This window comes from Ramlibacter sp. WS9 (assembly GCF_003797765.1).
In the GTDB taxonomy this organism is placed as follows: Bacteria; Pseudomonadota; Gammaproteobacteria; order Burkholderiales; family Burkholderiaceae_C; genus Ramlibacter.
This window is the reverse complement of record NZ_RKMB01000026.1, coordinates 1-20,553: the sequence shown is the minus strand read 5'-3', so window position 1 is coordinate 20,553 and position 20,553 is coordinate 1. Positions and strand designations below refer to the sequence as shown.

The 20,553-nt window shown below is 66.3% G+C and carries 19 protein-coding genes and 2 pseudogenes; 11 read left to right on the top strand and 10 right to left on the bottom strand.

The window, feature by feature from the left end; translation table 11 throughout:
* Positions 1-106 precede the first annotated feature (106 nt).
* The 3 genes from EEB15_RS26825 to EEB15_RS26815 all read left to right on the top strand — a co-directional run bounded on the left by EEB15_RS26825 (position 107) and on the right by EEB15_RS26815 (position 4,583).
* Complete coding sequence (locus tag EEB15_RS26825) at positions 107-2,308, top strand: cation-translocating P-type ATPase (RefSeq protein ID WP_141513034.1); 2,202 nt, start codon at positions 107-109, stop codon at positions 2,306-2,308.
* Positions 2,309-2,332: 24 nt separating this feature from the next.
* Positions 2,333-3,598, top strand: coding sequence for a hypothetical protein (locus EEB15_RS26820; RefSeq protein ID WP_141513033.1), 1,266 nt, complete (start codon positions 2,333-2,335; stop codon positions 3,596-3,598).
* A gap of 136 nt (positions 3,599-3,734) precedes the next feature.
* A complete protein-coding gene (locus EEB15_RS26815) occupies positions 3,735-4,583 on the top strand; it encodes a transglutaminase family protein (RefSeq protein ID WP_141513032.1) in 849 nt (282 codons plus the stop codon).
* 127 nt (positions 4,584-4,710) lie between these two features.
* Here EEB15_RS26815 and EEB15_RS26810 read toward each other — a convergent pair.
* The 4 genes and pseudogenes from EEB15_RS26810 to EEB15_RS26795 form a co-directional block, all read right to left on the bottom strand.
* Positions 4,711-4,962: pseudogene (locus EEB15_RS26810) on the bottom strand (IS5/IS1182 family transposase); the annotation flags it as partial.
* 112 nt (positions 4,963-5,074) lie between these two features.
* Positions 5,075-5,830, bottom strand: coding sequence for a class II aldolase/adducin family protein (locus tag EEB15_RS26805; protein ID WP_141513031.1), 756 nt, complete (start codon positions 5,828-5,830; stop codon positions 5,075-5,077).
* Positions 5,831-5,848: 18 nt separating this feature from the next.
* Positions 5,849-6,433: a phosphohydrolase gene (locus tag EEB15_RS26800; protein WP_141513030.1), complete on the bottom strand. Its 585-nt coding sequence runs from the start codon at positions 6,431-6,433 to the stop codon at positions 5,849-5,851.
* A 52-nt stretch (positions 6,434-6,485) separates the two neighbouring features.
* Positions 6,486-7,451, bottom strand: a complete 966-nt coding sequence (locus EEB15_RS26795; RefSeq protein WP_141513029.1) for a helix-turn-helix domain-containing protein — start codon at positions 7,449-7,451, stop codon at positions 6,486-6,488.
* Positions 7,452-7,628: 177 nt separating this feature from the next.
* Here EEB15_RS26795 and EEB15_RS26790 point away from each other — a divergent pair, with 177 nt between their 5' ends.
* The 8 genes from EEB15_RS26790 (at position 7,629) to EEB15_RS26755 (ending at position 15,376) form a co-directional block, all read left to right on the top strand.
* Positions 7,629-8,828: an amino acid ABC transporter substrate-binding protein gene (locus EEB15_RS26790; RefSeq protein WP_141513028.1), complete on the top strand. Its 1,200-nt coding sequence runs from the start codon at positions 7,629-7,631 to the stop codon at positions 8,826-8,828.
* A gap of 1 nt (position 8,829) precedes the next feature.
* Positions 8,830-9,720: a branched-chain amino acid ABC transporter permease gene (locus EEB15_RS26785; RefSeq protein ID WP_141513027.1), complete on the top strand. Its 891-nt coding sequence runs from the start codon at positions 8,830-8,832 to the stop codon at positions 9,718-9,720.
* A 13-nt stretch (positions 9,721-9,733) separates the two neighbouring features.
* Positions 9,734-10,750 carry a branched-chain amino acid ABC transporter permease gene (locus EEB15_RS26780; protein WP_141513026.1) on the top strand — a complete coding sequence of 339 codons (1,017 nt, stop codon included), beginning with the start codon at positions 9,734-9,736 and terminating at the stop codon, positions 10,748-10,750.
* On the top strand, positions 10,743-11,540 hold the full coding sequence (locus EEB15_RS26775) for an ABC transporter ATP-binding protein (RefSeq protein ID WP_141513025.1): 798 nt from the start codon (positions 10,743-10,745) through the stop codon (positions 11,538-11,540). Before EEB15_RS26780 ends, EEB15_RS26775 begins: the two co-directional genes overlap by 8 nt.
* Entirely contained in the window at positions 11,537-12,343 is an 807-nt protein-coding gene (locus tag EEB15_RS26770) for an ABC transporter ATP-binding protein (protein ID WP_141513024.1), read from the top strand. The genes EEB15_RS26775 and EEB15_RS26770 overlap by 4 nt, the downstream gene beginning before the upstream one ends.
* 12 nt (positions 12,344-12,355) lie before the next feature.
* Positions 12,356-13,810, top strand: coding sequence for an aldehyde dehydrogenase (locus EEB15_RS26765; protein ID WP_141513023.1), 1,455 nt, complete (start codon positions 12,356-12,358; stop codon positions 13,808-13,810).
* Between the two features lie 117 nt (positions 13,811-13,927).
* Positions 13,928-14,134, top strand: coding sequence for a hypothetical protein (locus EEB15_RS26760; protein WP_141513022.1), 207 nt, complete (start codon positions 13,928-13,930; stop codon positions 14,132-14,134).
* A 78-nt stretch (positions 14,135-14,212) separates the two neighbouring features.
* Positions 14,213-15,376, top strand: coding sequence for an acyltransferase (locus EEB15_RS26755; protein WP_158290246.1), 1,164 nt, complete (start codon positions 14,213-14,215; stop codon positions 15,374-15,376).
* Positions 15,377-15,483: 107 nt separating this feature from the next.
* On the opposite strand, the gene EEB15_RS26750 is transcribed toward EEB15_RS26755, so the two are convergent.
* The 6 genes and pseudogenes from EEB15_RS26750 to EEB15_RS26725 all read right to left on the bottom strand — a co-directional run.
* Positions 15,484-16,062, bottom strand: coding sequence for an NADPH-dependent FMN reductase (locus EEB15_RS26750; protein ID WP_141513020.1), 579 nt, complete (start codon positions 16,060-16,062; stop codon positions 15,484-15,486).
* A 51-nt stretch (positions 16,063-16,113) separates the two neighbouring features.
* On the bottom strand, positions 16,114-16,908 hold the full coding sequence (locus EEB15_RS26745; protein WP_141513019.1) for a tyrosine-protein phosphatase: 795 nt from the start codon (positions 16,906-16,908) through the stop codon (positions 16,114-16,116).
* Positions 16,905-18,326 carry an O-antigen ligase gene (locus EEB15_RS26740; protein ID WP_141513018.1) on the bottom strand — a complete coding sequence of 474 codons (1,422 nt, stop codon included), beginning with the start codon at positions 18,324-18,326 and terminating at the stop codon, positions 16,905-16,907. The genes EEB15_RS26745 and EEB15_RS26740 overlap by 4 nt, the downstream gene beginning before the upstream one ends.
* On the bottom strand, positions 18,323-18,847 hold the full coding sequence (locus tag EEB15_RS26735; RefSeq protein WP_141513017.1) for a hypothetical protein: 525 nt from the start codon (positions 18,845-18,847) through the stop codon (positions 18,323-18,325). The genes EEB15_RS26740 and EEB15_RS26735 overlap by 4 nt, the downstream gene beginning before the upstream one ends.
* Positions 18,848-18,932: 85 nt before the next feature.
* On the bottom strand, positions 18,933-20,108 hold the full coding sequence (locus EEB15_RS26730; RefSeq protein WP_141513016.1) for a hypothetical protein: 1,176 nt from the start codon (positions 20,106-20,108) through the stop codon (positions 18,933-18,935).
* 3 nt (positions 20,109-20,111) lie between these two features.
* A pseudogene (locus tag EEB15_RS26725) lies at positions 20,112-20,553 on the bottom strand (hypothetical protein); the annotation flags it as partial.

Sequence of the window (20,553 nt, the reverse complement as noted above, 5' to 3'; positions counted from 1 at the left end):
ATGATGGGAGGGTCAAGCGCGCCGTCCCCTGACCCTACCTGGAGAAAGGTTGATCCACGTCAACCGCTTGACCTTGCCATGATGGCAAGGTGCATCCTTCCCACCCATGAACTCCTCCACAGCAACTGCAGTCGCCTCCTCACCGTCACTCGACCTCGGCATCGTCGGCATGACCTGCGCGTCCTGCGTCACCCGTGTAGAAAAGGCGCTCAAGAAGGTGCCCGGCGTGCAGGACGCCAGCGTCAACCTGGCGACCGAGTCGGCCCGCGTGACATACGCGCCCTCTGACCAGATGGAAGCGCGGCTGCGCCGTGCCGTGCGCGATGCGGGCTACGAGCCGCGTGCCGCATCGGACGAAGCGCCGCAAGACCTCTCGCTTTGGGCCGGCTTCGCTCCGGTGGGCATTGGCCTTGCGCTGTCGCTGCCGTTGGTCGTGCCCATGATCGGGGATCTCGCCGGCTTCCACTGGATGCTGCCGGCCTGGCTGCAGTTCGCGCTGGCGACTCCCGTGCAGTTCATCCTGGGCGCGCGCTTCTACCGCGCGGGCTGGCATGCGTTGAAGGCGTTCACCGGCAACATGGACCTGCTGGTCGCGATCGGCACGACGGCGGGCTGGGGCCTGTCGGTCTGGCTGTGGCTCACCGCGGGCGGTGGGCATCTTTACTTTGAAGCGTCCGCGGTCGTGGTGACGCTGGTGCTGCTGGGCAAATGGCTGGAGGCGCGCGCCAAGCGGCAGACCACCGCGGCCATCCGTGCGCTGCACGCGTTGCGACCGGAAACCGCGCATGTGCTGGACCGAAAGGGCGTGGAAGCCGACATTCCCATCGCCGAAGTGCTGGCGGGTGACCGCTTGGCCGTGCGGCCGGGCGAGCGCGTGCCCGCTGACGGCGTGGTGGCCGAGGGCCAGACGCACGTCGACGAATCGATGCTCACCGGTGAACCGCTGCCCGTAGCCAAGGCGGCAGGCGCGAAGGTCACCGGCGGCACCATCAACGGCGATGGCCGGGTGGTGATGACGGTGACCGCGGCCGGCAGCGAGAGCGTGCTGGCGCACATCATCCGTTTGGTGGAAGACGCGCAGGCGGCCAAGGCACCGATCCAGCGGCTGGTGGACCAGGTGTCGGCGGTGTTCGTGCCGGTGGTGCTGGTTGTCGGACTTGTGACGCTGCTCGGCTGGCTGTGGACGGGCGCGCCGGTGGAGACGGCATTGATCCACGCCGTCGCGGTGCTGGTGATCGCCTGCCCGTGTGCGCTGGGCCTGGCAACGCCGGCGGCCATCATGGCCGGCACAGGCGTCGCGGCGAAGCACGGCATCCTCATCAAGGACGCGCAAGCGCTGGAACGCGCGCACAAGGTGGACCTGGTGGCTTTCGACAAGACCGGCACGCTGACCGTGGGGCAGCCGCGTGTGACGGCCTTCGCGGTGCCGGCGGGCGACGACACACAACGCGCGCTGGCGGCGGCCGCGAGCGTGCAAAGCGGCAGCGAACATCCACTGGCGCGCGCGATGGTTGCGTGGGCGCAGGCGCAAGGCGTGGCCGCGATGCCCGCGGCCAATGTGCGTGCCGTGCCGGGCCGCGGTACCGAAGGCGAGGTGAACGGCACGCCTTACCTGATCGGCAGCCTGCATTGGCTGGATGAACTGGGCGTGGGCGTTGGAGAATTGGGCGCCGAGTTGGCGCAGATGAAGCAGCAGGGCGCCACGGTGTCGGCGCTGGTGGAACGCGCGGCTGGCGGGCCGGTGCTGCGTGCGTTGATGGGCTTTGCCGACGAGCCCAAGCCCGGCGCGCGCGAGGCGCTGGCTGCTTTGCGTGCGCGCGGATTGCAGCTCATGCTGATCTCCGGAGACAACCGACCCGCCGCGCTGGCCATGGCGAAGCAGCTGGGCTTGAACGAGGACGAGGTGATGGCCGAGGTGCTGCCCGGCGACAAGTCGGCCAAAGTGGCGCAGCTGCGCAGCGCGGGCCACGTGGTGGCCATGGTGGGCGACGGCGTGAACGACGCGCCCGCGCTGGCGGCAGCCGACGTGGGCATGGCGATGGGCACGGGCACCGACGTGGCGATGCACGCCGCCGGCGTGACGCTGATGCGCGGCGACGTGGCGCTGGTGGCGGCCGCGCTGGACATCTCGCGTCGCACGGTGCGCAAGATCCGGCAGAACCTGTTCTGGGCCTTTGCCTATAACGTGGCCGGCATCCCGCTGGCCGCGTTGGGCTACCTGAGCCCGGTGGTCGCCGGCGCGGCGATGGCACTGTCCAGCGTGAGCGTGATGGCCAACGCGCTGCTGCTCAAACGCTGGCGCCCCTGAGCGAAGGCGCGCCACAATCAGGGCATGAAGAGATTCCTGACCTGGGTGTTCGGCATTGCGCTCACGGTGGTGGTGCTGCTGGCCGGCGTGGCCGCGGCGCTGCAGTTCTGGGTGAACAGCGACGATTTCCGGGTGCGGCTGGGCCAGCGGATTTCCTCGACCCTGGGCATACCGGTCGAAGTGGGCGGGGTTGCCGTCGACGTGTGGCCGCTGCCGGCGGTGGCGCTCGACCGCGTGCAAGTCAAAAGCCAACCGCCGCTGACGCTGGAGCGCATCGAGGCGCGGCCGGTGTGGGCCGGGCTGCTGCAGGGCCGGCTGGAAGTGGCCACGCTGATCGTTCGCAACGCCGTGGTCCCCGAACAGGCGGTGAACGCGATCGTGGCGGCGGTGCAGAAGAAGCGCGGCATGGCCCCTGCCGCCGCCCCCGACCCCGGGCAGGCCGCCGCAAGCATCGTCCTCTTGCCCAAGCGCACGCTGCTCGATCAGGTGACGTGGGTGCCTGCGAAGGGCGCGCCCATGACGGTGAACGCGCAGGCGCAACTGGACGCCGAAGGCCTGCCCGAGTCGGCGATGCTGGATGTGGTGAAGGGCCGTCTCGAAGGCACCAAGGCAACGTTGCAGCGCGAGGCGGACCACTGGAGTTTGAAAGCCGCCGTCGGCGGTGGCACGGTGACAGGCAAGCTCACTCGCAAGCCGGGCGCGTCGATGTTGCACGGGCAGTTCGACACCGCGAACGTCGAGGTGGCGGCATTGACCGCGCCGAGCCGCACCTTGACCGGCCGCCTGGATGCGCAGACCACACTCGACGTCGACCTCAAGGCGCGCGGCGGCATCGCGGAGGGCATGCAAAGCCAGACCCGCTTCACAGTGCGCGACGCGGTGCTGCACGGCATCGACCTGGCCAAAGCGGTGACCACCGTGGGATTGAGCCGGGGCGGCGAGACGCGTCTGGACACCCTGGCGGGCAACGTCGCCTCACAAGGCCGCGCGCTGCAACTGACGAACCTGGTCGCCACCTCCGGCGCGCTTTCGGCCAATGGCAACATCACGATGACGGCCGACAAGAACCTGAGCGGCCGCGTGACGGTGGACCTGGCCCAGGCCGGCGGCGCAGTCGGCGTGCCGCTGGCCGTGGGCGGCACGTTGGATTCGCCGACCGTCACGCTCACGCGCGGCGCGCTGATTGGCGCGGCCATCGGCACCGCGGTGGCGCCGGGTGTCGGCACCAGCGCCGGTGCCAAGCTGGGGGACAAATTGGGCGAGGCTGTGAAAGGGTTGTTCGGCAAATAGGCGGACAAGTGAGGCGGCGCGCCGCACCGACCCGGCGCAGTCCTACAACGCGCCGCGCCCGCTGCTGATCGTGCGGCAGAGCCGCGTGCGTAGCATGGGAGAGCAGGCATGTGCCTGCGTCACCCGGCGTTGCCCCATGCATCTTTCCACGGTCGAAACCGTTCTTGAATACGACGTCAAGGCGCCGACCCACTTCTGCTTCAGCCTCGAGGCGGCGCACTGGCCCACCCAGAAAATCCTGAGCGAACGGCTCGCGGTGTCTTCAGGCGTCTCCGTTCACAGCTTCACCGACCACGTGAGCGGCAACCGCTTCTTTCGCTTCGACGCGTCGCCCGGGCCGTTGCTGGTGGACTACAAGGCCGACGTCGAGGTGTACTCCGAACACGTCGACGAGCACCTGCCGGAATCCCCGATCAGCCAGGTGCCCGACGAGATCTTTCACTATCTCATGCCCACCCGCTATTGCGAATCGGACGCGATGGGGCCTGTCGCCCAGCAGCTGTTCGGCAACGAGCCTCCCGGCATCAGCCGGGTGCGCAAGATCGTGAAGTGGATCCACGATGCCATCGAATACCGCCCGGGCAGCACCAACTCCACCACCACCGCGCAAGAGGTCTTCGTGCAGCGCGCCGGCGTGTGCCGCGATTTCGCGCACCTGGGCATCACCATGTGCCGCGCGATGAACATCCCGGCGCGCATCGTGGTGGGCTACGTGTGGTTCGACGAGCCGCCGCAGGACTTTCACGCGACGTTCGAAGCGTGGCTGGGCGGCCAGTGGGTGCTGTTCGACGCGACCGGCATGGCGCCGGTGGATCGCCTGGTGCGAATCGGCACCGGCCGCGACGCGAAAGACGTGGCGTTCAGCACCATCTTCGGGTCGGTGGAAATGACGCGGATGCAGCTGAGCGTGCTGGAGCACGAGCCACGCACGACCCCCGACAGCGGGCGCGCGGTGGTGGGGTTGGCGGCGGTCGGGTCGGTCTAGAGGCTAGGAGTCTGGGCGGCAGAGGGTTGTTGCTCCCTCTCCCTCTGGGAGAGGGCTGGGGTAATTGCCGGAAGCCCAGGATGTGCTTGATCCAGCCGTTGGGTGGCTCGGCGATCCATTTGCGTTTTCGATAGGCGTCTTTGCCCTCGTTGACCTTGGTGCCGTCCACCGCGATGGTGCCCAGCTTCACTAGCCCCATCTCGCGGGCCAGCTTGACCACCTGCACAAATAACTCGCTCAGCTCCTTCAAGTGAAACGCCCGGAAGTCCCGGATGGTGCGGTGCGCCGGGTAGTTGCCTGCCGCCAGCGTGCGAAACGCCACCAGATCCAGCATGTCCACGGTGTCGCCGATGAAGTACGCCAAGTCGTTGGCTGGCATCTGCGTTCAACGCATCGCATCCGCCCGCCGATGACCTTTGCGCTCGCATGCCCTCACCCCAACCCTCTCCCAGAGGGAGAGGGAGCTTGAACGGCTTCTGCCGCCCAGACTCCTAGTCTTTGTAGCTCGCGTCCACGCGATCCAGCTTGCGGATCAGCGACGGCCACACGAACGCACCGGCCTGACCACCCGTCTGCACGCGCATCGCCTCGCCCACGCCCTTGACGATCGCCGGGTTGACGCTCACCAGCTCACCGCCGGCTTGCGCATCCAGCTGGATGCGGCAGGTGTTCTCGAACGTGTACATCTGCAGGAACGCGTCGGCGATGGTCTTGCCTGTCACGAGCAAGCCATGGTTACGCAGCACCAGGTAGTTGGCGTCGCCAAGGTCCGCCTGCAGCCGCGGCTTTTCGTCGGGGCGGAAGGCCACGCCTTCATAGTCGTGATACGCCAGCGATGCGATCACGAAGGTCGCCTGCTGTGAGATGGGCAGGATGCCGCACTTCTGCGCGCTCACGGCCACGCCCGCGCGGGTGTGGGTGTGCAGCACGCACTGGATGTCTTCACGCGCTTCGTGCACCGCGCTGTGGATGACGAACCCGGCGGGGTTGACCGGGAACGGCGAATCGATCACCTTGTTGCACTGCTGGTCGACCTTCACGAGCGAGGAGGCGGTGATCTCGTCGAACATCAGGCCGTAGGGATTGATGAGGAAGTGGTGCTCCGGCCCAGGCACGCGCGCGCTGATGTGCGTGAACACGAGGTCGCTCCATCCGTACAGCGCGACCAGCCGGTAGCAGGCGGCCAAGTCCACGCGCAGCTGCCACTCCTCGGCGCTGACGACTTGCTTGAGCGATGCGATTTCCATGATGTCTCTTTCCTGGGGTTAAGCCTCGAGTGCCGGCTTGTAGATGGTGTTGCGCGGTTGCGCCATCAGGCGGCGCAGCATGGGTTCGAATTCGGATATCGGCAGCGTTTCGGCCTTGGCGTCGAACGCGGGAGCGTCGTAAAGCGCACAGAACTCCTCGGTGCGCGCGAAGTGCGGGTGACCGCGAAACTGCTCGCGCATGTTGCGGTCCATGCCGACGTGGTGATAGAAGTAGAGGCCCTGGAAGACGCCGTGGTTCTGCACCATCCAGTGGTTGGCCTCGCTCACGAAGGGCTTCAAAATGGCGGCGGCGATGTCCGGGTGGTTGAACGAGCCCAGCGTGTCGCCGATATCGTGCAGCAGCGCGCACACCACGTACTCCTCGTCGCGGCCGTCGCGCCAGGCCCGCGTGGCGGTTTGCAGCGAATGGGTGTAGCGGTCGACCGGAAAACCGCTGTAGTCGCCCTCGAGGATTTGCAGGTGCTTGATCACCCGGTCCGGCAGGCCCTGAACGAACTGCTTGACCTCACCGACGATCACCTGCCAGTCGGCCTGGGTGCTGTCCTGCATGTGGGTGAAACTGGGGCGCGCGTTGCTGTTCATGAACCGTCCTGTGTTGTGCCCACATTCTCGGCTGGAGCCTGGCTCCAGCCTGTCAAGAACTGGACAGTGCGGTGGCACGCTGGCGGAATTCGCTCGGGCTCATGCCCGCGTGGTCGCGGAACACGCGGCTGAAATGCGAGGGGTTGGAAAAGCCCCACGACAGCGCGATGTCGGTGATGGGCCGATGGCCCTGCGCGTCCTCGCGCAGTTCGCGCACGCAGGCGGCCAGCCGCTGCTGCTGGATGTAGTCGGCGAGCGTATGGGCGTCGCCCGCGAAGGCGTTGTACAGGTGGCGGCGGCTGCAGTTGAGCGCGCGGGCGATGCCTTCGATCGACAGCTGCGGGTCGCGCAGATGGCGCGCCACATGGCTGCGGATGCGGTCTTTCAACGCTTCGCGCTGCGTCACGGCGGTCTCGCTACCCGCGAGTTCCAGCAGCGACAGGCGCACCAGCTGCATGATCAGCTCGCCGGCGCCGTGCGCCGCCTGTTCGCTCATGTGCGGCAGCTCCTGGTAGGTGCTGCGCATGGTCTCCAGCGCCACGCGCGAGATGCCGCTGGCGCCGCCCACGTGGCGCGCCATCAGGTCATTGAGCCGCACGCCGCGCTCGGCCATCTGGTCCTTGGGCAGCATCACGATCAGGTGTTCGACCCGCTCCGGGTTCTCGATGGCGTAGCTCGCGGTGGTGTCGTAGATCATCCAGCCGCCGTTGCGCGCGGAGGCCTTGCGGTTCTGCTGCTCCACCGACGCGCTGCCCTGCCAGGGCGCGACGATCTTCAGGTAGGCGGTCTCGCCGCCGCGCGCCAGGTGCGGGCTGCGCAGCACGCGATGCCGGTTGGCTTCGAGCTTGGTGAGGATGACGTCGCCCGCATGCGAAGCCGCCATGTGGCCGTCGAACTCGGTGTCGCCGTACAGATCGGAATCGAGCCCGCCGAAATGCTGGAACACCCACTCGCGCCAGGCCGGCGCGCGCTCGCGCGGTGCGACGTTGTCGGTAGAGAGGATGCTGGAAGGGGCCATGGGCCTATGTTCGCTGGTTTCGGGCCTCGCCGCCACCAGGGTTCAGGGTAAACCCCAGCGCCATTGCACGGTCAGGCAAGCGCTAAATGCGCCGAGAGCAAAGCCCCCGGGCGGGAAGCTTCCTAGCATTGGGGGTTCATGCCCGGAATGGGCCCGTCGTCAAAAAAGGAGACTGTCATGGTTCAAGCAACACGTCGCAAGTTGATCCAGGGCGCGGCCGCCGCCGCGGGCGCGATGGCCGTGGCGCCGGGGCTGCTGGCGCAGGCCGGCCCGGTGCGCATCGGCTACACCATGTCGCGAACGGGGCCGTGGACCGGCGGCGCGCAGGTGAGCCAGGAGCCCAACTACCTGCTGTGGGCCGAGCAGCAGAACGCCGCCGGCGGCCTCAACGTGAAGGGCGCCAAGCGGCCCATCGAGCTGATCAGCTCAGACGACCGCAGCGACACCGAGACCGTGGTGCGCACCTACGAAAAACTCATGGGTAGCGACAAGGTCGACCTGGTGCTGCCGCCCTGGGGCAGCAACGCCAACTTCGCAGTGGCTCCGCTGGCGAATCGCTTCGGCTACCCCTTCCTCGCGCCGACGGCCCTGTCGCGCCGGCTGGTGGAGATGAAGCTGCCGTATTTCTTCCTGCTGCTGCAGCAGCCGGCGCCCATGACCAATGCGCTGGTCGACATGCTCAAGGCCAATGGCGCGAAAAGCCTGGCCGTGATCTACGTTGACGACCTGTTCGGCCTGGAGAATTATTCGGCGCTCAAGGTGGCGCTGCAGGGCAGCGGTATCAGCCTGGTGCAAGACACCAGCTATCCGGCCGGCGTGAAGGACCTGTCGCCGGTGCTGCGCTCCATCAAGGACAAGAACCCCGACGCCTTCGTCGGCTTCACCTACCCGCCCGACACCATCCTGGCCAGCAAGCAGGCCAAGGAAGTGGGTCTCAACCCGAAGTTCTTCTACGCCTCGGTCGGCACGGCCTTCCAGCTGTACCGCAACGTCATGACGGCGCCCGGCGCCGAGGGCGTGCTGGGCATGGGCTCGTGGAATGCCAAGACCAGCCCGGCGGCCAAGGCTTACTTCGACGCGCACACCAAGAAGTTCGGCGGCAAGGAGCCGGACCGCTGGGCCAGCGGCGCATGCTGGGCCGGGCTCGAGATCCTCACCGCTGCCGTCGGCAAGGCGGGGCTGGACCGCAAGGCGATTCGCGACTACGTGGCGGGCACCACGCACAAGACCATCCTGGGCGACATCAAGTTCACCGGCAGCGAGAACACGGCCACGCCGGGAACGGTGAGTCAGTGGCAGAACGGCGAATTCGAGGTGGTGTGGCCGCTGAATGTGGCGACGGCGAAGTTGAACGCGAACAAGCCGGCCTGGAAATAAAGTGTCCGCCGGTGCCTGGGCTGAGCTGCTGGCCAGCGGATTGATCACGGGCGGCATCTACGCGCTCGTCGCGTTGGGGCTGAACCTGCAGTACGGCCTGATGCGCATCCTCAACATCGCGCATGGCGAGTTCCTGATGGTCGGCGCCTACCTGACCTGGATGGCGCACGCCTCGCTCGGCCTGTCGCCGCTGCTGATGGTGCCGGTGGCGTTCGCCGTGCTGATGCTGCTGGGCCTGGCGATCCATTGGCTGTGCTTCCGCCGCCTCACAGCAACGTCACCCAACCTGGACATCTTCGAGGCGCGCGGCCTGATGGTCGCATTCGGCCTGATGTTCCTGGTGCAGAACTTCGCGTCGTGGATGTGGGGCGGCGAGCTGCGCGGCTACGACTACTTCGCCTCGCCGGTGAAGTTTGGTGCCGCGCAGTTCGCGGGCAACAAGCTGCTGGTGTTCGGCCTGGCCCTGGTTTTCTGCGGCGCGCTGGTCGTGCTGCTGCGCATGACGCTGCTGGGCAAGGGCGTGCGCGCGCTGATGCAGTCGCAGGTGGGCGCGCAGCTGGTCGGCATCGATACCAAGCGCCTGCATCCGCTGATGTTCGGCATCGGCCTGGGCCTGTCGGGCGTGGCGGGCAGCCTGCTGTCGATGGCCTACACCATCTCGCCCGCGATGGGCGAGCCCTACACCGTGACCGCGCTGATCGTCATCACGCTGGGCGGGTTCGGCAGCATGGGCGGCGCGCTCGCGGGCGGCCTGCTGCTGGGCGTGGTCGAGGCGTTGGGCATGCACTTCACCAACCCTTCCCTCAAGGCTTTGCTGTCGTACAGCGTGTTCATCGCCGTGCTGCTGCTGCGGCCCGAGGGACTGTTCGCTCGCAAGGGCCGCAAAGCATGAACCAGACACTCCCATGACGTCCCGCCAGTTACTCATCCGCGACCTGCTGGTGCTGTTCGGCCTGGCGGGCTGGGCGCTGTCGCTGCCCTACTACGGCAGCGAGTTCATGGTGTCGATGGCGCTCACCTGCCTGATGTACGTGGCGCTGTCGTCCAGCTGGGGCCTGTTCTGCGGCAGCACGCGTTATCTGTCGCTCGCGACCTCCGCCTTCTTCGGCATCGGCGCCTACACCAGCGCGCTGATGCTGGAACGCACGTCTTGGATCGAAGCCATCGCACTCGGCGCCGGCGCGGCCACGGTGATCGCGGTGGTGATGGGTGCCGCGGTGCTGCACCTGCGCGGCACCTATTTCGCGGTGCTGACCTTCGGCATGACCGAGCTGATCCGCCATGCCGTGACCTACTTCGAAAAGCAGGTGACGGGCACCGTGGGCCGCGTGCTCACCGTGGTGCCGGAGCAGGGCACGATCTATCTCACCATGCTGGCCCTGGCCGTGATGACCGTGGCACTGTCCATCGGCGTGCGCCGCACCCGCTTCGGCCTGGCGCTGATGGGAATCGGCGCAGACGAACAGCGCGCGCAAACCCTGGGCGTGAACACACGGCTGGTGAAGATCGCCGGGTTCGCGATGACAGCGGCCGTAGCGGGGGCCGTCGGCGCCGCGATGTCCGTGCGCTGGACCTACATCGACCCGCACACGGTGTTCAACCCCTTCATTGGCTTCCAGACCGTGCTGATCGCGCTGATCGGCGGGGCGGTGACTTTGTGGGGCCCGCTGATCGCGGCCGTGGTGTTCAGCCTGCTGGCCGAGACCTTGCGACTGAAGGCGCCGCAGATCTACATGATGTCGCTGGGCCTCTTGCTGATCCTCTCTGTGTTGTATCTGCCGGGCGGCCTGGCCTCCCTGCGCTGGGAAACGTTCCGCGCGTGGTGGCGTGACACGCGCGACTGGGGCAAGCTGCGCCGCCACGAATGGAGCGGCGACAAGGCGCGTGCCAAGCAACGCGCGAAGGAGCGGCGCCATGTCTGACCAGGCTGTGTTGCCGTTGCTCGAAGCGCGCGAGGTGACGGTGCGCTTCGGCGGCTTGGTCGCGGTCGATGCCGTGAGCGCGAGCTTTCGCGCCGGCGAGCTGGTGGGCATCATCGGCCCCAACGGCGCGGGCAAGACGACGTTCTTCAACGCGATCACCGGCGTCACCGCGCCCACCTCAGGCCGCCTAATCGCATCGGGCCATGACCTCACCGGCAAAGGCCCGCATCGCTATGCCGCGCACGGCCTGGCCCGCACCTTCCAGACGCCGCGGGTGTTCGCCGACATGACGGTGCTGTCCAACATCGAATTCGGGCTCAAGTTCGCGGGTCGAAGGCCGCGCAAGTACTGGCTCTGGGGCGAGGAGCAGTCCGTGCCGTGGGCGCTGCGCGATGCGCCAAGCATCCTGGCCGTGATCGGCCTCACGGCGCAGGCGGCGCTGCCGGCAGGGGCCGTCACGCCCTCGCAGCAAAGGCTGCTGGAGATCGGCATGGCGCTGGCGACGCGGCCGCGCATGCTGCTGCTGGACGAGGTGGCGGCGGGCCTGACCGAGGCCGAGATTGAAGAGATGGCGCGCCTGATCCGGCGCCTGCGCGACGAGCTGGATCTCACCGTCGTGTGGATCGAGCACGCGGTGACTACGCTGCTGCGCCACGTCGAACGCGTGATCGTGCTGCATCAGGGCCGCAAGATCGCGGACGGCACGCCCGCCGAAGTCGTGCGCAACGCCGAGGTGGTCGAGGCCTATTTGGGCGACGAGATGGTGGGCGAGGACGAGGTGCTCGCATGATGTGGCACCAACCCGGCTTCGAACTCGGCGGCACCGGCCGCGCCCACCTCAAGGTGCGCGGGCTGAGCGCGGGCTATGGCCCGGTGCAAGTGCTGCGCGGTGTGACGCTGGAGGTCAAGCCCGGCCTCACCGTGATCCTCGGCCCGAATGGTGCGGGCAAGACCACGCTGCTGCGCGCATTGAACGGCCTCATCCCGCGCGGCGGCGACGTGCTGCTGGATGGCGACGACTTGCCCGAGAAGACGCATGAGATCGTGCGCGCCGGCGTCGCCCTGGTACCCGAAGGCCGGCAGCTGTTTGCGCAGATGACCGTTGCCGAGAACCTGGAGCTGGGCGGCTGGCTGACCAACAAGGCCGAGCGCGCGCTGCGCCTCGAACGCGCCTTCGCGGATTTCCCCAAGCTGCGCGAGCGCGCGCAGCAGCTGGCCGGCACCATGAGCGGCGGCGAGCAGCAGATGGTGGCGGTGGCGCGCGCGATGATGAGCGCGCCGCGCCTGCTGATGCTCGATGAGCCTTCGCTCGGCCTGGCGCCGCGCATGGTCGACGAGCTGCTGGCGATCGCACGGCGCATTGCCGATGCGGGAACCACCGTGCTGATGGTGGAACAAAACGTCAAGAAGGCGCTGGCCGTCGCCGACCGCGGTTATGTGCTGGAGCGCGGCACGCTGGTCGCCAGCGGCCCGGCGAAATTGCTGGCGCGCTCCACCGTCGTGCGCGAGGCTTATCTCGGCGCCGCCAGCAACGAATCCACAACGGCCGCGAATGCCGTACGAACTACCGTCCGGGCTGAGCCGGTCACCTAAAGGAGAACCCATATGTCCGACCTGTCCATGCTGATCAACGGCCTGAAAGTCACGGCCGAGAAGAACGCCACGTTCGAGCGCCGCAACCCGCTCGACGGCACTGTGGCAACGCGCGCGCCCGCGGCTTCGCCCGCCGATGCGGTGATGGCTGTCGAAGCAGCCGCCGAGGCGTTCAAGACCTGGAGCGAGACTGGCCCGGGCGAGCGCCGCATGCTGCTGCTCAAGGCCGCCGAGAAGCTGGAGGCGAAGGTGCCGCAGTTCGTCGAGGCGGTGTCGGCCGAGACCGGCGCGACCGGCATGTGGGCCGGCTTCAACGTGATGCTGGCGGCCGGGATGATCCGCGAAGCGGCCGGGCTCACGACGCAGATCTCCGGTGAAGTCATCCCCTCGGACGTGCCCGGTTCGCTGGCCATGGGCATCCGCCAGCCAGCCGGCGTGGTGCTGGGCATCGCGCCGTGGAATGCGCCCATCATCCTGGGTGTGCGCGCCATCTGCGTGCCGCTGGCCTGCGGCAACACCGTGATCCTGAAGGGCAGCGAGAACTGCCCGCGCACCCATCAGCTGATCATCGAGGCTTTCCAGGAAGCGGGCTTCCCGCCGGGCGTCGTCAACTACATCACCAACGCGCCGGCCGATGCGGGCGCGGTTGTGGATGCGATGGTGGCGCACCCGGCGGTGCGGCGCGTCAACTTCACCGGCTCGACCAAGGTCGGCCGCCTCATCGCGCAGACCTGCGCCAAGTACCTGAAGCCCGTGGTCTTGGAATTGGGTGGCAAGGCGCCGCTGGTGATCCTGGACGACGCCGACATCGAGGACGCGGTCAATGGCGCGGCATTCGGCTGCTTCGCCAACAGCGGCCAGGTGTGCATGTCGACCGAGCGCATCATCGTGGACCAGAAGATCGCCGACGAGTTCGTCAAGAAATTCGGCGCCAAGGCTTCAGGACTGCCGCTGGGCGACCCGCGCAAGCCCGAACCGGTGGTGCTGGGCAGCGTGATCGGCATGAGCACGGTGCATCACTGCAACGCGCTGATCGACGATGCGCTGGCCCAGGGCGCCAAGCTGGTGTGCGGCGGCAAGGCCGAGAACACGCTGATGCCGGCGACGGTGCTGGACCACGTGACGCCCAAGATGCGCATCTACCACGAGGAAACGTTCGGTCCGGTGAAGTGCATCGTGCGCGTGAAGAATACCGAGGAAGCAATCGCCTGCGCCAACGACAACGAGTACGGCTTGTCGGCGGCGGTGTTCGGCCGCGACATCGCGCGGGCGTTCAACGTGGCGCGCAAGATCGACTCGGGCATCTGCCACGTGAACGGGCCAACGGTTCATGACGAGGCGCAGATGCCTTTCGGGGGCGTGAAAGGCAGCGGCATCGGGCGCTTTGGGGGCAAGGCGGGCATCGCGGAGTTCACGGAGCTGCGCTGGATTACGGTGCAGACGACGCCTCGGCACTATCCGTTCTGAGGCATGTGATCGCGGGCTTGACCTGCTAGCGTCCGGAGAAGAGGGTTCACTTTGGTGCGGTTCGAGCCGCACACTCGTTTCGACTGCGGGGTGTGGCCCAAGCACAAACGGGAACCCGTGTTCGCCCAGTTGAAGGTGCACTTGCCGCGCATGGCCGTCGCCCGGCCCGCCGACCCGGTGCCGCAAGACGCGCTGGCCATCACGGGCTGGACGCTGAGCAAGGAGTTGATGGCGCTGTTGGAGCCCGACGCCGTGAAGCTCGGGTATGGCCGGATCGAGATTGTCTCGGTCGCGGTGTTGGAAGGGTTGGGCGCCACGACATAGGCACGCACGGCGCACGCGGGATAATCGCAGCCTCAGGCGCCCTGCCGCATTTGTACAAACCCGATAAGCGAGCCGCATTTGAAGTACCCGGAGAGATACGTCTGGCTCGACTTGGCCCGCGGGCTTTCCGCACTGGCTGTCTGCGCTGGGCATCTGCGGGCGGCGACATTTCTTGACTTTGCGGAACTTCAATCGCCAACCGCTTTCCATTGGGCACTGTATTTTGTGACTGGACTCGGACATCAGGCGGTCATGGTTTTTTTTGTGCTGAGCGGATTCTTTGTGGGTGGGTCCGTACTCAAAGCGGGAGTCGGGTTTGACGCAACCACCTACGCCACTGCCAGACTGGTGCGGCTCTGGACCGTCTTGATTCCGGTCCTTGTTGTCACGGCAGTGGTCGACCTGTTCCTGTCGGCAATACATCCTGAGGCCTTGACGGGGGCCTATCACCAGCAATGGAACTCCGGCCCAACCGCGACGGATCACTCCAATTCGCCGTCAACATTTCTTGCCAACATCTTCTTCCTGCAAACGATCACGTCTCCAGTCTTCGGGACGAATCGTCCATTGTGGAGCCTGGCCAACGAATTTTGGTACTACCTTCTGTTCCCAATGATTGGTACGGCTGTAGGACTATGTGGGCCAGCTCGCGGTCGGGGGGCAAGGGCAAGCCTGGCTCTTCTTGCGGTCGTAATCCTTTACCTATTGCCGGGGATGCGAGAGGGTTTCGTGGTGTGGCTGATGGGCGTGGGAGTCTATGTGGTCACCCGGCGAATCGCCTGCCGCCGACGCCCTATAGCGCTCGTCACCGCCTCGGCCATGCTTCTTGCCGCCCTCGCCTACAGCAAGTCAACCTGGCCCACGATACAGCCGAACATTTCCAGTGACCTTGTTATCGGACTTGCCTTCGCGATCCTTTGCGTTGTCTTGGCTTCCTGGCCTCCGCCGGGCAACTCGGTCATTGGAGTAAAGGTGCGCGGATTTTCCGAAGGCCTGTCCGCGATTTCCTATTCGCTGTATGCATCTCACTTCCCCTTTGTCGTGGTGATCGCCTTATTCGGCTATGGCGGTTTGCGACTCGTGCCAGACTTCGCCGGTATCGCGAGGTACGCGGGATGGTTGTGTGTCTTGCTGTTGATTGGCTCGATTTGTTGGTACTTGTTTGAGAGGCACACGGAAGCCATACGTAGGCGCGTTCGCGCTTGGCACCTCAACTGGACCGCTGAGAATGGGCGCGGATAAGGCCTGCCATTGCGGCTCGACCCGCGGCCCATGTCACGTTGAGTGCCGGCGTATCCGGCGATGCATGGATGCCGGGTCAAGCCCGGCATGGCAATGGAGAAAACAGTTCAGCGCTGCAACCGCTGGCTGGCCCATAGCACCTCGTCGATCACCGCCTTGACTTTGGCCTTTGCAGCATCGGCGACCAGTTGACCCTGCGCATCGAATGCGTCGGCGGCGCGGCCCAGCGCATAGTTGGTCGGCGCCACCCAGCAATGGATGTTAAGCAGCAACGGCACCAAGTGACTCTGTGAACGCAGGCCGCCCAGCGCGCCGGGCGAGGCGCTCAGCACACCTACCACCTTGCCGCGCGAAGAACGGAAATCGTCGTTCCACACCGGATCGCCCTTCACCGGGCTGGAGATCCAGTCGATGGTGTTCTTGAGCAATGCAGGGTAGCTCGCGTTGTATTCGGGCGTGCAAATGATCCAGGCCGGGTGCTCGTACGTGAGCTGCTTGAGCTTCATCACATCGGGCGGCGTGCCGCGCGCTTCCAGGTCGGCGTTGTACATGGGCACGTCGAAGTCGGCGAGTTCGATGTGAGTGACCTCGGCGCCACTCGTGCGCGCCATGTCGGCGACCACATGGGCGAGCTTGCGGTTCCAGGAATTGAGGCGGGTGCTGCCCGCGAAGACGAGTAGTTTCATCGCACTATTGCATCACAAGGGCACGCAAGAATCCTGCGTACCCCGAGGGCCTCAGCGCCTGAGCAGACGGCGCAGCCAGCTTGCGCCGCCCCACGCCTTTTGCCGGGATGCCGGCAAAGGTGCAACCTGGCCGGGGGGCAGGTCGTTCATGATGGCCGAGGGGCGGCCTTGCACGAGTAGCTGCGCCTCTTCGCGGCCCAGCAGCCGCTCCGCGACAGCCAACCCTTCTGACAGAACCGGAATGCGGCGCCCCGACGAGTGAGCGTCGCTGGCCAGGATGTGGGTGAGGCCCTCACCTACGAAGCGTTCGCCCCAGTACTTCGCGCCGGTGCCGAAGACGCCCGTCAAGGCGCCGGCCGTGACTTGCATCCATGCACCCTGCCGCGTGAGTTCGACGAATGTGGCGTAGTGCGTTTCAACCCACGTGAGCCGCTCGGGATGCGTGATCACTGGCGTGTAGCCATTGGCGACCAGGTCGAACACCAGTTCCGCGAAGCGTGGCGGGGCGACGTGGTGCGGTGGCTCGAGCAGCACGTAACGCGTGCCGTGCAGGCTGGGCACCACGCCGGCCCGCAGGCCCTTGACCAAGCCGGGCACCAGGTGGACGTCCGCGCCGGTGGTGAGCTGCAACGCGATGCCGTGTTCGTCGAGGGCGGCCTGCAGCGCATCGCGCGCGGCCTTGATGCCGGCCGAGTCGTTCATGTACAGGCCGGGATAGATGTGGGGCGTGCAGGCCATCACCTTGATGCCGTCCGCCACGGCAATGCGCGCCATGTCCAGCGACATTTCCAGGCTCTTGGAGCCGTCGTCGATGCCGGGCAGGATGTGGCTGTGCAGGTCGATCATGGCGCGTCGCCGGCATCGGCCAGCGGCCGCAGGAAGACGCCTGCCAGCAATGATGCGAGGATGGCGTTGGCAGGGATGTGCATGTTGAACTCTACCAAGGAGTGCGCGAGAAAGCCCAATAGCCCCAGTCCACACAGGGCGGCCGCGACGGACTCGCGGCGCAGGCGGTGTTTGCGCCGAACCAGCCGCGCAAAGAGCACGATGCGGCGGGCGACAAGCCACACAAACGCGCCCGCGAAGACCAGGGCGAATACGCCGCCCTCGAACAGCATTTGCACATAGTCCTGGTGGGCGTAGCCGGCTGTTCCCGGGATCTCGGGAGGCTGGAAGCGGGGGTACACCGCTCCGTACACGCCCCAGCCCGCGCCCCACGGCCAGAATTCTGCGGCGCCGGCAAGCGTAGTCAGGGTCAAAAGGGACCTGAACGACGCAGACTGGTTGAATTCGACCGCTGCGAAACGCGACAACACAACATCGACACCCAAAAAGCTGATGGTGGCGAGAAGCACGATTGCCAGTGCAGGGACGACGCGCCGCCACCCCAGGTGCTTTGAACGGCCACGTGCCAGGAGCCATCCCGCCGCCAGTGCGGCCACCGGCAGCCCGGTAAGCACGGCACCGCGCGATCGCGTCATCAGAATCCCCACGACCAGCACGAGACCACCCCCCACCCACAGTGCAACAAAACGGCGCCCGTCGCGCGACCCGCCCGGAGCACCACGGCGCGTATCCTCTTGCGGCACCAGGGCCTCCCAGGCCAGCCAGATGTACAGCACCAGTGCGCCAGCAAGATAATTCGCCAAGTGGTTGCTGTTGGCGAACGTGCCAATCGGACGGGTTGCCGCAAAACCAAACAAGAACGGCGAATTCTCTCCTCCGGACAGCTGGAGCAGGCCGATGAGAACCTGCACGGCCGCGGCGAAGACGACCGCCCTGGCCAGCCACCGCAGTTGCGCGACCGTGCAGCCTTGTCCCAGAAGGAACGCCGCGACCAGGGGAATACCCGCAAGCAGCGACGTGAGGGTGGCGTCGGGAACGACCGATAACGGCATGCTGCCGGGAATTGTGGCGCCCGCGTTGCGCATTGCCTGGAGGTAGACGTCCCGCCCGGCCGCCTGCGCCCACATCGCGACCGGCATGGGCACCAGGTAGATAAGCGCAAGAAGGGCGGGGCTTGACAGAAGCAGCCACTGTGCGGCGCCCCACCGCGGCTTGGCGGCCGACATGTCGCCCTGTCGCAGGATAGAGCGCAACGCGATACTCAGCATGATGATGGTGCCGATTGCCTCGAGCGTCATCAATGCCAGGTGGCGATTGCCCCCCCGCATCAGGGGTGCTGCGAGCAGCAGGAATCCGGCCGCGAAAACAGAAACGGGGCCCAGAGGCCCCGCTTGCGTCAAGCCGGAATGCGAATTCATTGCCCGCTGATGGGCGGCACCGGAATCCCGCCACCACCGCCTGGTGCGGCTGCGCTGCCGCCGCTGTTACCGGCAATCAGGCCTGCTGCCAAAGCGCCACCCGCGCCGAGCACTCCCGCGGCCACGCCGGTGCTGCCCGCGGTGCCCGCAACTGTAGTGCCCGCTGCGGGAAGCGCGGCGCCAGGGATCACAACAGCCGCGAGATTCGCGCCCACGGGCTGGACCAATGCGAGCAAAGCTGCACAGTCCCTGTTGCCGTCGATCAGCAGCGATTCATTGGGCTTGAGCCGGATATCGCATCCCCTGTCCATCCGCAGCAGGGTCGAGCCCGATGCGGCGGTGACATACCGGGTGCCTTCAATGACGGGGGAGCCGAGAACAGCTGTGGCAACTGTCACGCCGTTGCTGACCGTGACCACACCCTCGACCTCGGCCACCTTGCCGATAGCCTGCGGCTGCGATTGAGCGAAGGCGGCTACGCCGGCGCACAAGACAGTTGCGGTGAAGAGATGCTTGAACATGGAACGGCCCCCATTGGACAGAAATAGAAATGGCACTATAGCCGAGAACGGTAACAAAGTGTGCGGCGCACCAATCGATTTTCGGTCATGGTGCCAACTTTTGCAGCTTAAACGCATCGAAATAGGCGCGTCCGCGAATTCCCGCCGCAGCCTCATAGGCGGCAAACGTTTCGAGATCCAGCGTGGCGACGGTGCTACACCGTTCGGGCACGTCGATAGCGAATTCGAAGGGCTGCCACCGGCCTTGCGTATCCCGCAGCTCCGTGCTCTTGCCGGCAAGCTGTGGCGCTTTATTCACACTGCACCGCACCGCCCAGGCCAAGCCGCTTTCTGTGCGCAAGCCGGATGCGCTGTACTGCCCCGAAAGCCGGTAGCGCCCAGGCGCAAGGAAGACGTGCTGCGACACGATGGCGGCGGGCATCGAGCGCCCTGTGAACAGCAGGTCCAAGACATTGCCACGCTCCGGCAAGGGGCGGATGGCCACGCTGGCGCCTTCGCGCCCGGCCCGTTGCGAAGCGATCTCCCAATCGAAGCCATCGGGCTCCAATGGTTCATCGAATCCCGCGTTGTAAAGAATTGGCAACCGTCCGCCGTGGCGCGCAAGCCATAGCGCGTATGCATCCACCCAGCTGTCTTCTTCTTTCAGTGTGCGAATGAGGCTGCCCACTCGCTCAGCGGGCAGTGCGCCTTGGTGGACTGCGTGCGACAAAAGCGGCGACGCAGCGGCGAGAGGGACTTTGAGCTCGACCATCGCGGCCAAAACCTGTGGGAACCACTGGGTGCCGGGCTTGAGGTGCTGTTGGAGTGACGTCGCCTGGCCTTGCGCGATCATGCGGGCCAGAGTCCTGGCAGGTTGCCGTGTGGAGTGATGGTAATACTCGGTGAGCTGCACCAACTCGGTTGCAGCCTCGGCCAGGCGGTCCTGCTGCAACGCCAAAGTGGCGCGTGCCATCAAAACGTTCGGATCATTGGGTGCGAGCGTGGACGCCGCGCGCACCATCGCCTGCCGTTCGACTGACTGCGGAAAGAATGAAAGCGCCGTGTAGGCTGGCGAATCGCCTGGATTCTCGGAGATGCGCTGCCTCAATTGCGCAAGCCGCGCGGCCGAAGCGGGCGCCGGCACTTCACCGCACAGCGAAGCAAGGGTGGCTTCCTCCAGTGCGCATCCGCGGTTGATGTTGGCCGTAGTACCCAGCCAGAGCAGCATCCCGGCCGCGCCAACTGCGAATGCCGCCTTGATGGCTTGGGTGCGCTGAAACATGCGTCAGTTCTCCGCGAGCGCACTCAACCCCGTCATGACGACGGTGCCCTCGCGCGACATGAATTCGATGCGCAGCGCGAGTGGCTTTGCAGCGCTCGCGTCGCCGGTATGGAGCCGAACGTGGCCCACCACGAACAGCCGGCCATCTGCAGGCTCGGCGCGGAACTCCACTTTCGCAAGCTTGACCGGATGCGCGCCGGCCACCAATCCATCGAACTGCCTTGCCAGCGCCCGCGCTGCCGGGGCGTTGCGCGCATCCCGCTCCAGCAAATTGAGCAAGCGCTCTCCGCGCCCGCTTTCCAGTTGCAGAAGCAGCATCGCAAGCAGAGGCTGGGCTTGCGTGAGGGTCACGCCGGGGTTGTGCTTGGGTGTGATGTCTGCGACCGGAGCTGGCGCGGGCACCGGTGCGACAGCCGGCGGCGGTGGAGGTGGCGGTGGGGGAGCG

Coding starts and splice junctions, on each gene's coding strand:
- EEB15_RS26825 (WP_141513034.1), top strand. CDS start 107: ATGAACTCCTCCACAGCAACTGCAGTCGCCTCCTCACCGTCACTCGAC.
- EEB15_RS26820 (WP_141513033.1), top strand. CDS start 2,333: ATGAAGAGATTCCTGACCTGGGTGTTCGGCATTGCGCTCACGGTGGTG.
- EEB15_RS26815 (WP_141513032.1), top strand. CDS start 3,735: ATGCATCTTTCCACGGTCGAAACCGTTCTTGAATACGACGTCAAGGCG.
- EEB15_RS26805 (WP_141513031.1), bottom strand. CDS start 5,830: ATGGAAATCGCATCGCTCAAGCAAGTCGTCAGCGCCGAGGAGTGGCAG.
- EEB15_RS26800 (WP_141513030.1), bottom strand. CDS start 6,433: ATGAACAGCAACGCGCGCCCCAGTTTCACCCACATGCAGGACAGCACC.
- EEB15_RS26795 (WP_141513029.1), bottom strand. CDS start 7,451: ATGGCCCCTTCCAGCATCCTCTCTACCGACAACGTCGCACCGCGCGAG.
- EEB15_RS26790 (WP_141513028.1), top strand. CDS start 7,629: ATGGTTCAAGCAACACGTCGCAAGTTGATCCAGGGCGCGGCCGCCGCC.
- EEB15_RS26780 (WP_141513026.1), top strand. CDS start 9,734: ATGACGTCCCGCCAGTTACTCATCCGCGACCTGCTGGTGCTGTTCGGC.
- EEB15_RS26775 (WP_141513025.1), top strand. CDS start 10,743: ATGTCTGACCAGGCTGTGTTGCCGTTGCTCGAAGCGCGCGAGGTGACG.
- EEB15_RS26770 (WP_141513024.1), top strand. CDS start 11,537: ATGATGTGGCACCAACCCGGCTTCGAACTCGGCGGCACCGGCCGCGCC.
- EEB15_RS26765 (WP_141513023.1), top strand. CDS start 12,356: ATGTCCGACCTGTCCATGCTGATCAACGGCCTGAAAGTCACGGCCGAG.
- EEB15_RS26750 (WP_141513020.1), bottom strand. CDS start 16,062: ATGAAACTACTCGTCTTCGCGGGCAGCACCCGCCTCAATTCCTGGAAC.
- EEB15_RS26745 (WP_141513019.1), bottom strand. CDS start 16,908: ATGATCGACCTGCACAGCCACATCCTGCCCGGCATCGACGACGGCTCC.
- EEB15_RS26740 (WP_141513018.1), bottom strand. CDS start 18,326: ATGAATTCGCATTCCGGCTTGACGCAAGCGGGGCCTCTGGGCCCCGTT.
- EEB15_RS26735 (WP_141513017.1), bottom strand. CDS start 18,847: ATGTTCAAGCATCTCTTCACCGCAACTGTCTTGTGCGCCGGCGTAGCC.
- EEB15_RS26730 (WP_141513016.1), bottom strand. CDS start 20,108: ATGTTTCAGCGCACCCAAGCCATCAAGGCGGCATTCGCAGTTGGCGCG.